This window comes from Planktothrix sp. FACHB-1365, assembly GCF_014697575.1.
Classification (GTDB): Bacteria; Cyanobacteriota; Cyanobacteriia; order Cyanobacteriales; family Microcoleaceae; genus Planktothrix.
The window spans coordinates 22,846-36,335 of the sequence record NZ_JACJSC010000045.1; the positions used below are offsets into that span (position 1 = coordinate 22,846).

Sequence of the window (13,490 nt, forward strand, 5' to 3'; positions counted from 1 at the left end):
AGTTCAGATCTTCCGTACTGATAGAAGTTTTCAATTGAGTACGGAAGATCGGGAAATTAGCGATCGCACTTCAATATTAATTAGCGCGAGTTTAACCTTTTGTTAATCCATGACTTAAAGTAGCGATCGCTTGCTGATTTTTTTAGAGGCGATCGCTTTTTTTGAGCTTAACTTCTGGTTGCTAACTGACGCTCTGGAAGGGGAGTTTTTTCGGCAACCAGTTGTCGGAATTGTTCTCCATCTAAGGTTTCTACTTCTAACAATAATTCTACCAATTGATCAATTAACATTCGGTGTTCCCGAACTATTTCTCGTGCTTGTTCATAACATTGAAATGCCAGTGATCGAATCAAGTGATCAATTTGGGTAGCGACTTCTTCAGAATATTCTGATTGAGAGGGAAATCCTCGCCCTAAAAACACCTCTCCCGATGGACTTTCTAACGCCACTAACCCTAAATCAGACATTCCATAATGGGTGATCATTTCCCGTGCTAAATTCGTCACGGTTTGAATATCACTCGTTGCGCCATTGGTAACTTCCGCATCCCCAAAAACTTCCATTTCGGCGGCACGTCCTCCCAAACAAATGGTAATCCGATCAATTAACCAGGCTTTTGTATATAGCCCACTATCGACCATTTCTTCATTAAACATTTGTTGAGCAAAACCTCCAATCCCTCCCGAACGCGGGATAATAGTAACTTTATTTAAGGGATCGGAATTTTTCAACAATGTCATTAATAAAGCGTGTCCGATTTCATGATAGGCAATCAAACGCTTTTTCTTACTATCTAATAACGGCGTTAAGGCTAACCCAATGGTAATCCGATCAATGGCATCATCAATTTCTAAAGCAGTAATTGCTTCTTTGCGTCGTCGGGCGGTTAAAATTGCCGCTTCATTGAGTAAATTTGCTAAATCTGCACCGGATAATCCAGGGGTACGACGAGCGATCGCATCTAAAGAAACCTCCTCGGATAACTTCTTATTGCGGGCGTGAACTTTAAGAATTCCTAAACGACCATTAAAACTGGGTAAATCGACCATCACTTGTCGATCAAATCGACCCGGACGCAATAACGCCGCATCTAAAACATCAGGACGGTTGGTAGCAGCAATGACAATAATTCCTGTATTACCTTCAAACCCATCCATTTCTGTTAATAATTGGTTTAGGGTTTGTTCGCGTTCATCATTTCCCCCCCCAATTCCAGCGCCCCGTTGACGTCCGACGGCATCAATTTCATCAATAAAAATTAAACAAGGGGCATTTTCCTTGGCTTTTCTAAATAAATCCCTCACCCGTGAAGCACCAACCCCCACGAACATCTCCACAAATTCTGACCCAGAGATGCTGAAAAAGGGTACTCCGGCTTCTCCAGCAATGGCTTTAGCTAATAGAGTTTTTCCGGTTCCCGGTGGCCCAATTAATAAGACCCCTCTGGGAATTTTCGCCCCAATGGCTGTAAAGCGTTCCGGTTGCTTCAGGAAGGTGACAACTTCTTGCAATTCTTCCTTGGCTTCCTCAATTCCCGCCACATCTTCAAATAATATCCCCGTTTTGGCTTCCATTTGGAATCTCGCCCTGGATTTGCCAAAGTTCATCGCTTGGCCCGATGCTTGGGTAGACCGTCGCAGAATCATTAATAGAAATGCCAATACGCCAAAAATAATCAGCATATTGATAATTAACCCCATCGCCGCACTATTATCGGCCGTAGGGCTAACTTCATACTCAACATTATTCGCCCGAATTTCCTGCATTAATTCCGGGTTTTGTTCAAACAGAGAAACCCAATACACCGACGATGGCTTTTTGTCTTTGTCTCCCTTCAAGGTGACTTTTGCCATTTGTCGTGAGGGATCTTCTTCAATTTTTTGGACTTCCCCAGCCTCAATTTTCTGCAACAGTTGACTATAGGTTAGGGTTTTTGGGGTGTTATTGGCAAATGCTGGAGTCCCCAAGAGTAGACTCTGGGCCATCATCCAACTACCTAAAATTCGCCCTAGTCGTTTGGCGATGATGGTTTTTTGGGGGACGATCTGTTTGGCATCTGGCCATCCCGTCCAGGCTTTGATCCAAGACCTCTTCATAAAATAACTCTACCTTTTCCTGTTGCTATGTTCCCAACTTTTAACAGAAGTGGGGGTAAATCTAGTTTAACGCTCAGACGTTGGGTTGATCGGTTGACGACTGAAGAAACTGAGTTTCTGTACCCGTTTTGATTTAGCTATGCTATCGTTTAATTAAACGAAGTCATTATGAGTACATTATAAAATCAGGAGATCCCCATTATGGTTAAAATCGTAGGACTCGCAGGTAGTTTGCGTTCGGGTTCCCATAGCTATCAAGCTCTGATGGAAGTGGCGAAACGAGTCGAAATGTTGGGTGTAGAGGTAGACATATTGGATTTGCGATCGCTGAATCTCCCCTTTTGCAACGGTGAAGATCACTATCCCGACTATCCTGATGTGGAAAAACTGCAAGAAACGGTTAAACAGGCAGACGGTTTAATTTTAGCAACACCTGAATATCATGGTAGTGTCAGTGGTGTGTTAAAAAATGCCTTAGATTTGATGAGTTTTGAACAGTTAGAAGATAAAGTTGTCGGTTTAATGAGTGTATTAGGGGGTCAATCCAATAGCAATGCACTCAATGATTTACGAGTGATTATGCGGTGGGTTCATGCGTGGGTAATTCCTGAACAAGTTGCCATTGGACAAGCCTGGAAAGCCTTTAATTCTGACGGGAAAGTCATCGATGAAAAGCTCTCCCAACGGTTTGATGAATTCGCTCAAAGTTTAGTTAGAAGTACCCAAAAAATTCGCAAAGTCGCTTAATAAGCGCAAAGGATTTTCCTACCCTCTCCCTTTTATTGGCCAGAAAAGGGGGATTTTTTTCCGAATTAATAGTTAAAAAAAGGCACTATCACGGAAGTTTAAATTAAAGCTAACACAGAAACAGGTGATCCAGAACCACCTGTAAGCTTTATAATTCCTAAGATCAAAGTAATTCCCGTAGGAGGAAGTTGATCGAGATTCGTCAAATTTTCTAACACGAAACCGTTGTGTTTTAAAATTAGTTTATTCGTTTTAAAACTATCATCAAAACCTGGGTCAACGCCATGAGTATCAATCCCAACTCCCCCAATCTTTCGCTGTTGAGTTAAAAATTGAATCGCTTCATCTCCAAACCCTGGAAAGTGGGGTTTTCCCTGTTCATCAAGATTTAAAAAATCAACCGGATCATGCCATTTTTCTTGCCATCCAGTATAGAGTAAAACCAGACTATTTTCGGGAATCAGATGATGCTGACTCTCCCATCTTTCAATATCGTTTACAGTTAAAATTGAATCAGGATTTAACATAGATTTTTCCCGAATATCAATCACTACTGCGGGAAGAATACAAGACTCAGGAGAATAGTGATCCACTCCCATTCCGCCTTGATAAAAACTTTGAGGAGAATTGAGATGAGTCCCACTATGTTCTCCCATCGAAAACTGTCTTAAATAATAACCTGATGTTGAAAAATCTGCCACCGTTTTAAACTCAACAGCAGGATCACCAGGCCATAATGGAATATTCGGATGAATCTTATGGCTTAAATCAATAATTCTACTATAGTTAATCGTTTTCATGATTCTAATGACTGATTTTTAGGATTGAATTTTAATCCATTGGTTAATGGTTTTATAAATATTAACTAATCCTTGAATTTGCGATCGCGGTGAACGTCCGTACAAAAAATCATGGAGACTAATTTGATAATTGTGTTGAATCGCTAAATCTAACCATAAATTATGATAAGCTTGTCCTTGCTCATAATCAGGAATCGTGCTAGAATAATGGGAAAAGTAATCTAAACAAGTATTAAAAAATTGTTTTCGTCCTTGATATTTTAAATAATTCAGCCGAGGTTTAAACGTTGTTAAATTATCTAAAGCTGTATGTAATGTATCGGCTAAAAATTCAGCATCAAATTCTGATAATAACCCTGAACCTTGAGGAAAAATTTGAGCTTGACCTCTAGCATATTGATTAAAGGCTTGAAAACAAATCACCGGAGTATTACAACTCATCGCTTCCGCAAGACTGCTATTTTTTCCATCTAAAAGAGAACCTATAAGGCAAATTTTAGAGCGAGAATAATAAAGCGGTCTTTCTTGATAATAGTCAACCTGAGAAATAATCTGAATATAATCTAAAGGATTCACTAAAATATTTTTAACTTTTTGCCATTCTAATTGTGCTTCGCTACTGAGTTTATGAATAGAGTTGGGATCAAAATCATCTTCTACAATAAATATTGTTTTTAAAAGTTTATTATATTTTTTTTTGTAAATCTTTAACGCCTCAGCAATGATAGGGAGATTATTGACAGGAGATAATCGAGATACGCATAAAACATCAATATCTTTAACGGTAAAAGGCTGAGGAGCAATTAAATATTCATGAATAAAATCAGAATGAGAAGCTGGAATTAAAATTTTATTGGCTCGTTGTGGGTCGATTTTTCTAAACCATGTTTCACGGGATGGATTATCATATAAGGTAAAATAAGCATCCGCCGTATTTGACCAAGGATAGGAACACCAACGAGAATCAGCAATTGAAAAGAATGTATCAGAAAGTTGAGGTAAAACTTTATTTAATAAATCAACAGATTCACTAAAATATAATCCTTTAATAAATTTATCTTCATACATTAAAGGCGGCAAAATGATAGAGAAATTTACGTTTTCATAGCGTTCTGATTCCGGCTCAAAAATCTCATTTGTCCAGCTATCTAAATCTACATAAATTTCTTCTAAGGGTTTATAAATTTGATCGGTATTAAAATATGACTTTTGCCGTTGGTAGTTTCCAATTCCCATAATAATTGATTGATGAATTTATTTATAATTTTGACAAACTTTACTAAAAAAAATAAAAAAATGAATCCCCTTATTATTCTATTCAATACGAACTTGATCAGTTATTAACTGATTTTTTTCTAAAATTAAATCCATTGCTTTTTTGATAATTTCTTCCTGTTGGACAAATTGACTTAATTCTTCTGATTCATATTTCCCTTCAAAAGCTTCAATTGCAGCTTTTTCTAAGGCTAAATCATAGGCATCTTCTAGGGTAGCTAATAATTCAGCTTCACTCATATAGGTTCCTTTCGCTTTTCCGCGAGAATTAGTGCGTTGAATTTGCTTAACCGAATTATGAATAGAAAGATTCCAAGACCGAGTTGTGCGATTTTCGGCAGCTTGTTTAATCAGGTGTAGAAGCAAAATAATACCATAACTAAATATTTTATTCAGTTTATCAGATTTGCTCATTTCTTCTAATTCTTCTACAACTAACAGAGCTTCTGTTATATTACCTTGGTGCAAAAGTTCTTTGAGAGTCAATAGTTCTTCCATTGGCTTTTTCCAGTGGTACTCGTCATTAATTATATCGTGTAATGTAACCTATATAAAGCAATTTTCAATCGATTTTAATATAAATTTTATTGTAGGGGTTTGGTTTTCAAACCCTCTAGCTATCTAGGTGAGAAAAGAAGCCACCCCTACAGGATTTTTTCGCCCATCCTAAACATCAAACCATCATAAGCTGCATTGGTTTAACCAATTCAAAATAAGGGTATTAACTTGTTCAGGACGTTCATCATGGGGACAGTGACCAGTATTCGGAATCGAAATAAACTCAACAGATGGATTAATATCGGCTAAATCTTGATAAATTTTTGCCCCTGTAATCGGTGTCCAAGGGTCAGCTTCTCCCCAAAGAATTAATAAAGGATGTTGAATTTGGGGTAATAATTCCGAAGGCTGGGGGCCAGGAGGAGCCGTTAAAATTGAGGCAAAAACTTGTTGAGCACCAATATCATTAGAAGGAGCATATAATAACTCAACTAATTCATCGGTAATGGCAGCTTTATTGCCATAAACTTGTTTTAATGTATTGCGAATTCGGTGTTTTTGTCGAATTTGATTAAATACAAACGGCCCTATTATCGGATGACTGACTAATTTTGTAAAGAATCCCATCACCATCCGCAACGGTAAATTTAATTCTTCTGGGCGATGATTTAACCCTCCTGCACAATTTAATAAAACAGCCCCAGAGGAAATTTCAGGATGATGAGCAACAATCATTAAACTCAATAATGCGCCAATCGAATTCCCAATAAAAATAGCAGGTTGCTGAATTTTTTCTGCCCAAAAATCCGTTAGTAATTCTTGCCATAAATCTAAACTATAATCGAGGTTGGGTTTAGCAGAAGCACCAAATCCTAATAAATCTAAGGTAAAAACTTGATACCCTCCCTCGGCTAAAACGGGAATATTCTGACGCCAATGTCCAATGGATGCGCCAAAGCCATGAATCAGGACTAAAGGTTGTCCACTTCCTGCGACGGTGTAGTGAATTTGATGTCCTTTCCAGACCCAGGTGAGGGAATCAAACAAGGTTGTTGTTTTGGCGGGGGTCGTTGTTGTCATTTTATGAAGATTTGTAAACGCTATGTTTCTATAATAGATGAATTTGATAGAAAACCTTAGTTGAACCCAGTGATAAATCCGATGATTTTACCTTGGAAACAAGACACGATTATTCTGCATACTCAACGTCTGTTGAGGAGTTATCAATATTGGACAGGAGAAACCTTGTTAGACCTTCAAGGAACCCCTGAAGCCATTGCAGAAGCATTATTTTATGCGCCTTTTGTGTTAGTGTCTCATGGCATTGAACCTGACCCAATTTTTAATTATGGTAATCAAAAAGCCTTAGAACTTTGGGAATTAACCTGGGAAAAATTAACCCAAATGCCTTCTCGAAAAACGGCTGAACCGATGGAACAGGAAGCCCGAAATCATTTATTAGCTGAAACCAAAGCTAAGGGCTTTTTAAGAGATTATAAAGGGGTGAGAATTTCAAATAGTGGCAGACGCTTTTTTATTCAAGATGTTTTAATCTGGAATGTTTTGGATGAACAAAATCAACGCTGCGGACAAGCTGCGGTTTTTTCTAAATATACGTTTTTATAGTTTAAATCACTTAAAACCCCGGTTTCTTGAAGAAACCGGGGTTTTGATCAAACTGAGGTTTTATTTACTATTAATTCGACGTAATGTCAACACATCGCTAATATTTTTAACCTGGGTACAAGTCCGTTCAAATTGTTCGCAATCGCAAATTTCAATTCCTAATTCAATCAACGCAGGTGCATCAGGAAAAGTCTTCACTTGGGCGCTACAAACGTTAATATTATTATCTTTCAAACGGGATAAAATATCGTTTAAAACGCCCACTCGATCTAACACTTCAATGGAAATATTCACCGCATAAGTTTGAGGACGACCACCACTTTGATAGTTCGGATTCCAACCGACAGGAACTAACCGTTCTCCTTCCACCGTTAACGTATTAGAACATCCTTGCTGATGAATAGAAATCCCCTTTGTTCGAGTCACAACCCCGATAATCGGTTCTCCTGGAATGGGATTACAACACCCAGCAATATGATAGAGTAAGCCTTCAACCCCCATAATTGGAGAATTACTCGGAGAAGAAGAGGGAAGGGGACAAGGAGGAGAAAGATTAGGAACTTGTAAAGAAGTGGTGGTGAGTTCTTGAGAAGCCGGTTGAACTTGGCTTTGGGATTTCACCACATCTCGCAAACGATTCACCACTAAATTTAAGGTGATTTCTCCATAACCCAAGGCAGCTAATAAATCATCAACACTATGATAATTACATCGCTTAGAAACAGAAAGCATCGGTTCAGATTTGAGCAAGGATTCAAAGCCATTTTTGCCCATTTCTTTTTCTAATAATTCTCGTCCCCGTGCAATATTTTCGTCTCGATGCGATCGCTTATACCACTGACGAATTCGGTTTTTAGCCGCACTGGTTTTAACAAAATTCAACCAATCTAAACTAGGGCGAATATTTTTCTGGGTTAATATTTCCACAATATCCCCATTTTTTAAAGGCGTATCTAAGGGAACAATGCGATCATTAACTTTTGCTCCTTTACAATGATTTCCCACTTCACTATGGATACGATAGGCAAAATCAACGGGGGTCGCCCCATGAGTTAATGCCATTACATCTCCTTCTGGAGTAAACACATAAACGTCATCAAATTCTAAATTACTTTTAACGCTTTCAAGATATTCTTTGGCATCTTTTAAATCACTATGCCATTCTAATAATTGCCGTAACCAGGTGAATTTGTCATCCATTCCCGTAACTTGACCCCCATTAGAATTTCCTTTTTCTTTGTACTTCCAATGGGCTGCAATCCCATATTCGGCAATATGGTGCATTTCTACTGTCCGAATTTGTACCTCAACCGGTCTTCCCGTATTACCAATCACCCCAGTATGTAGGGACTGATACCGATTAGGTTTGGGTAATCCAATATAATCTTTAAAGCGTCCAGGAATAGGGCGAAAAGCGTCATGGACAATGGCTAAGGTACGATAACATTCCTCGTTGGTTTCAACGATGACTCGTAATGCCGCAATATCATAAATTTCATGAAATTGTTTCTGTCTTTGGTGCATTTTTTTATAAATGCCATATAAATGTTTGGGGCGTCCCGTGACTTCATAACATTTAATTCCTGCCTTCTCTAGTCTATCGCGCAAAACCTGGGCAAGTTCGGCTAATTTTTCTTCTCGAATTACCCGGCGATCAGAGACTAATTCTTTAATATTTTGGTAAGCTTCTGGCTCTAAATATTTAAAGGATAAATCCTCTAATTCCCATTTAAACCGACCAATCCCTAAACGATTTGCTAAGGGCGCAAAAATTTCACGGGTTTCTAACGCAATACTGCGCTGTTTATGTTCAGGAAGAAAATCTAGGGTTCGCATATTATGAAGTCGGTCAGCGAGTTTCACCACAATCACACGAATATCTTTCGCCATGGCTAAAAACATTCGTCGGAAGTTTTCAGCCTGCCGTTCTGTGGTGTTAGAAAAGTTAAATTTAGACAGCTTAGTGACACCCTCGACCAGATGGCGAACTTCTGCCCCAAAATGCTGTTCTAATTCTTCTGGAGTCACCTCCGTATCTTCAATAATGTCATGGAGAAAACCCGCCGCCACCATGGCAGAATCTCCTCCTAAATACCGCAGCAACCCTGCTACGGCAATGGGATGATTAATATAGGGTTCTCCTGATTTGCGATACTGTCCTTGGTGCAGTTGATAGGCAAATTGAAAAGCCCGCACAATCAAATCATTCTTGGCAGAAGACGGGGTATCAGATTTGACCAAAGAACTAGAAACCTCCATGCACTGTTGCAGCCAGTCAGGAATGCTGCATTCATAGTCAAGGTCAGTTTTAGCAAGGATTTGAGTATTCATGATAGTTACACCTATAGGGTAATAATACTGATAAGACAATCCGGCGCGGGATAAATTTGTGTATTTTTTTATACCACAAGAAAACAGAAAACCAAAACTTGTGAAACAAGTAAGTTTCACGGAGTTGATTGACGACTATCCGCCCCTTCACTCTAAAAAGTGAACAGCGCTTGTTGACACTCCCCCGTCAAGCTTGCGCGCTCGACGGGGGATTCTTGTTTCACAGAAGAATGCTTTTTAATGCAAGCATTAACGAGTCTTACATCCTCTCCACAAGCTTGAATTTCCGTATGCCCTACGGTATTTGTTGACAGTATTCTTATACCTTCTTCCCGAATATTATGTGCTGCATTTTCATCTCTATCGTGGTGGGTTTGACAACTTGGACAAACCCATTCCCGAACACTTAAATTCAATGAATTGTTTTTAAATTGGCAGCAATGACAAAGCTTTGTACTTGGGAAGAATCTATCAACTTCAATCAACTTTCCTCCTTCTCTTTCCAGTTTGTAGCCCAGGAAATTAATCAGCATCCCAAAACCAGCATCTAATACAGATTTTGCTAACTTGGTACGAGCTAACCCTTTAACACAAAGGTTTTCCACTACAATGACTTGGTTCTCGTCAACTAACTTTCGAGAGAGTTTATGAAGAAAGTCTTGTCTAGTATTTGCTATTTTTTCATGAACTTTAGCAACTCTTTTAACTTGCTCTTTACGATTATTAGACCCTTTTGTTTTTCGAGACAATGCTTGTTGTCTTCTTTTTAATCGTTTAGCATATTTTCGAGTCGGTTTAATTGGGTCAACCTTGCTATAGGTTTCACCGTCAAATATCGTCACTAAACTCGTTAACCCTAAGTCAATCCCTGAGATTTTCCCGGTTTTATTCAGAATCAAATCATCAGTTTCAAACAAAATAGCGGCAAAATATTTATCTGTACTGGTCTTAGATACGGTAACAGATTTAATTTTGCCGCTAATTGCTTTTGGAATTCTAGCCTTAACAACCCCCAACTTAGGAAGTTTTACACCATTCCCTTTGATTAAACAACTTTCGGGATAACGAATGGATTGCTTTTTGTGCTTACTTTTGAATTTAGGGAATCTGGCTCTTTTTTGAAAAAAGTTTTTGAACGCAGCTTCCAAATTCTTTAGTGATTGTTGTAATGTGGCAGCAGTCGCTTCTTGCAGAAACAGATAATCTGGTTGCTTTTTGAGTTGGGTCAAATCATTTGACATCTCATTATAATTCAACCCTTTCCCTGTTTCTCTGTATTGAGTGTTGGTTTTCTCTAGGTAGTAATTCCAAACAAATCTACAGCAACCAAAGCTTTTCGCTAAGGCTGTTTGCTGTTCCTTGTTTGGGTATAATCTTACCTTGAGAGAATTCAACATTGCTGCTATACTTTTAAAAAAAATCTTATTTTAAGATAACATTTATTTGACTTTGATGCAACCTTTATTTGTGTCAATTAAATCGTATTCGCTACCGCTCATGTTTTTGTTTTGTCGTGATTCATCTCACCGCCAAGCTTACGCGCTCGGCGGGAGTCCTCTCACGACGATTAAGATAGAACAATAGCACTCTCTTAAGGTCAGCTTAACCTGCCCCCAAGTGCAGGTTTGAAGATTAGGATCAACCGCTCATCTCCCTCAAAATCAGGATTTGGTCTTGGGGGTACTGCGATCGGATTTTGCTAAACCTCTAGTGAATGAAGCCTGAATCCTTGTCTATTATTTAATAATATAGACAAAATTCTTAACAATATGTTATCAAAATCTACCTCTCAAGTGATCGATCAGTTCCAAAATACCTTGAAACAGCTTCACACGACCTTGATCTCAGCCCCTCTCGATTCTACCGATTTAAAACAGACCTTTCAACAGGCAAAAGTCACCTTTCAAACCCAAATTATGGGGATCAACGAGAGTGATTTTGATCCCCCTGTTGAGTCTAAAATCCAATCCTATTTAACGGAAACTCATAAACAGATGCGACTCTTAGAAATGGATCTAAAATTTCTACAAGTATCTCATCAATCTGCCACCTTCCGCACCCGCCTCACCCAAATTCAAAATCGCCTCGATCTCCTGTTGAGTTATGGTGAAGCCATTGTGAAAGATGTTTGATCCTGAAACCTAAACAGTGAAAAATTTTTCCCCTGTTCCCGGCTTTAACCAATGCAACGAGGAAGTTCAACTCGAAATGTTGTTCCTTTTCCAGGTTGGCTTTCTACAGTAATACTTCCCTGCATTAATTCTACTAACGATCCAGTAATCGCTAAACCTAAACCAGCACCATTATGAGGACGATTTATGGTTTGGTTGGCTTGCCAAAACTCTTTAAAAATATGCGGTTGGTCAGTTAAATTAATCCCAATTCCGGTATCTTGAACAATGATCACAACTCGATCATTAGGTAACTCTCCAATTTCGAGAGAAACACAACCCTTTTCTGTAAATTTAATCCCATTAGAAAGCAAATTAACCAAAATTTGGCGTAATCTTACACGATCATTAACAATAGTAATAGGACGTTGGAGATCTTGTACCTCTAATTCCAAAGCTTTTTGTTGTGCTAACACTCGCAATTCATCACAGGTTATGATGCCTAAGTCTGCTAAATCAAAAGTATCCTGTTGCAAGTTTATACGGCGAGCTTCTAGTTTAGAAAAATCTAATATTGCTTCAATCAACTTTAATAGATTTTTGCCATTATTAAAAATACGCTCAACCATCCCTACTAAACATTCATCGTGTTGATTTTGCATCCGACGCAACAACAGGTTAGAAAATCCTAGAATCGCATTAAGGGGGGTTCGTAATTCATGAGAAATAGTTGAGATAAACTGAGTTTTCAGACGATCTGCCTCAATCAATTGCAAATTTTGAAGTTGTGTTTGGTGTAGTTCTTCTTCTGCTTGCTTCCGGGTTGTAATATCTCGTAATAACCACCGTAGAGAAATAACTGTATCGGATTGATTCCGAACAGTTTCCACTGTTAGCGAACCATAAAAACTTTGTTTATCCCGCTTACAAAGACAGATTTCCCACTCCTGAATCCGATTAATTTTTGGCAGTTGATTCAGCATTAAACGGAAATTTCTACGACTTTCTTCAGGAACAAAATTGATGACAAGTTTGTTAATTAAATATTTAGAGGAAATATTAAATAGTTCTGCTGCGGCATGGTTTGCTTCTTGAATTCTTCCATAGGTATCCGTAACGAAATAACCATCTGGAGCAAATTCAAACAGTTCCTGATAGCGTTGTCGTTCCCTCTCAGCAATCTGCCATGCTTCTGCTAATTCATTATTTTTTAGGTGTAATTCTTCTTCAGCAATGTGTAGTTCTTCCAAAGCCAAGCTGAGTTCCTCTAAACATTGCTGAAGAAATTGAGGTTGAGTTGAGGTAATCTCAGCAGCATTTTCATATAAAACATTAATTCTATTAGCAGCAATCTCAATTTTATGTAAAAGAATATTTTCCTGATCAATGTTCATAGGATTTTTAGGTTTATTTAAAAAAAGCATATTAATATTTAAAAAAAGCATATTAATAGTTCTTTAATCCAGAATCAAAAGCTAAATCGCTTCAAAATTCTCTCCCCTATTAAGATAACCTACAGATCTTTGTAGAGTTACTTTATATTCATTTATTTGTAATCTCTCTTAAGAAAGAGAAGATCGGTTTTATTGATTTATTGAGATAAAGAAAAAAATTAACCACCTCCGTCATGATAACAAACTTGGAGATGGTAAGAATAATAGTATAGGAATACTTTTTTATTTTAAATTCCCATTCATAGAGAAACTAAATGTAGGTACTTTCTGATTGAAAATCAGGAACACTGAAGATTGCAGAGAAAACTGGAGTCAGAGATGAGGTCAAGCCCTCGGTCTGTTAGTGTGTCTCGGCTGCGGACATCACTGTCCTTCGACCTAACACCTATAAACGGGTGTTCTGCCCGTGACCTTACTTGGTTAAACCAATGAGAGTAATCATCTTGAGGTGGGCTTCCCACTTAGATGCTTTCAGCGGTTATCCACTCCGCACATGGCTACCCTGCGTTTACCGTTGGCACGATAACAGGTACACCAGAGGTGCGTTCCTCC

General features: G+C 38.3%; 11 protein-coding genes and 1 rRNA gene. 3 read left to right on the forward strand and 9 right to left on the reverse strand.

Going from position 1 to position 13,490, the window contains the following annotated elements; translation table 11 throughout:
* Nucleotides 1–167: 167 nt before the first annotated feature.
* Nucleotides 168–2,096: an ATP-dependent zinc metalloprotease FtsH gene (ftsH, locus tag H6G57_RS27175; protein ID WP_190524707.1), complete on the reverse strand. Its 1,929-nt coding sequence runs from the start codon at nt 2,094–2,096 to the stop codon at nt 168–170.
* 201 nt (nt 2,097–2,297) lie between these two features.
* Between ftsH and H6G57_RS27180 the strand changes: the two genes are divergently transcribed.
* Complete coding sequence (locus H6G57_RS27180) at nt 2,298–2,843, forward strand: NADPH-dependent FMN reductase (protein ID WP_190524708.1); 546 nt, start codon at nt 2,298–2,300, stop codon at nt 2,841–2,843.
* Nucleotides 2,844–2,941: 98 nt separating this feature from the next.
* Here H6G57_RS27180 and H6G57_RS27185 read toward each other — a convergent pair whose 3' ends face one another.
* The 4 genes from H6G57_RS27185 to H6G57_RS27200 form a co-directional block, all read right to left on the reverse strand.
* Nucleotides 2,942–3,643 (reverse strand): cyclase family protein, encoded by a 702-nt coding sequence (locus tag H6G57_RS27185; protein ID WP_190524710.1) that lies wholly within the window; start codon nt 3,641–3,643, stop codon nt 2,942–2,944.
* Between the two features lie 18 nt (nt 3,644–3,661).
* A complete protein-coding gene (locus H6G57_RS27190) occupies nt 3,662–4,879 on the reverse strand; it encodes a glycosyltransferase (protein ID WP_190524712.1) in 1,218 nt (405 codons plus the stop codon).
* Nucleotides 4,880–4,957: 78 nt separating this feature from the next.
* Nucleotides 4,958–5,416: a DUF29 family protein gene (locus H6G57_RS27195; protein ID WP_190524714.1), complete on the reverse strand. Its 459-nt coding sequence runs from the start codon at nt 5,414–5,416 to the stop codon at nt 4,958–4,960.
* A gap of 183 nt (nt 5,417–5,599) precedes the next feature.
* Complete coding sequence (locus H6G57_RS27200) at nt 5,600–6,496, reverse strand: alpha/beta fold hydrolase (RefSeq protein WP_190524716.1); 897 nt, start codon at nt 6,494–6,496, stop codon at nt 5,600–5,602.
* A gap of 81 nt (nt 6,497–6,577) precedes the next feature.
* On the opposite strand from H6G57_RS27200, the gene H6G57_RS27205 reads away from it, so the two are divergent.
* Entirely contained in the window at nt 6,578–7,042 is a 465-nt protein-coding gene (locus H6G57_RS27205) for an MEKHLA domain-containing protein (RefSeq protein WP_190524719.1), read from the forward strand.
* A 60-nt stretch (nt 7,043–7,102) separates the two neighbouring features.
* Here H6G57_RS27205 and H6G57_RS27210 read toward each other — a convergent pair whose 3' ends face one another.
* Complete coding sequence (locus H6G57_RS27210; RefSeq protein WP_190524721.1) at nt 7,103–9,373, reverse strand: bifunctional (p)ppGpp synthetase/guanosine-3',5'-bis(diphosphate) 3'-pyrophosphohydrolase; 2,271 nt, start codon at nt 9,371–9,373, stop codon at nt 7,103–7,105.
* Nucleotides 9,374–9,525: 152 nt separating this feature from the next.
* Nucleotides 9,526–10,770 (reverse strand): RNA-guided endonuclease TnpB family protein, encoded by a 1,245-nt coding sequence (locus tag H6G57_RS27215; protein WP_190524723.1) that lies wholly within the window; start codon nt 10,768–10,770, stop codon nt 9,526–9,528.
* A gap of 372 nt (nt 10,771–11,142) precedes the next feature.
* Between H6G57_RS27215 and patD the strand changes: the two genes are divergently transcribed.
* Nucleotides 11,143–11,505: a heterocyst frequency control protein PatD gene (gene patD / locus H6G57_RS27220; RefSeq protein ID WP_190524725.1), complete on the forward strand. Its 363-nt coding sequence runs from the start codon at nt 11,143–11,145 to the stop codon at nt 11,503–11,505.
* 44 nt (nt 11,506–11,549) lie between these two features.
* Here patD and H6G57_RS27225 read toward each other — a convergent pair whose 3' ends face one another.
* A complete protein-coding gene (locus tag H6G57_RS27225) occupies nt 11,550–12,878 on the reverse strand; it encodes a PAS domain-containing sensor histidine kinase (protein ID WP_190524727.1) in 1,329 nt (442 codons plus the stop codon).
* Between the two features lie 380 nt (nt 12,879–13,258).
* A 23S ribosomal RNA gene (locus tag H6G57_RS27230) occupies nt 13,259–13,490 on the reverse strand; the annotation flags it as partial.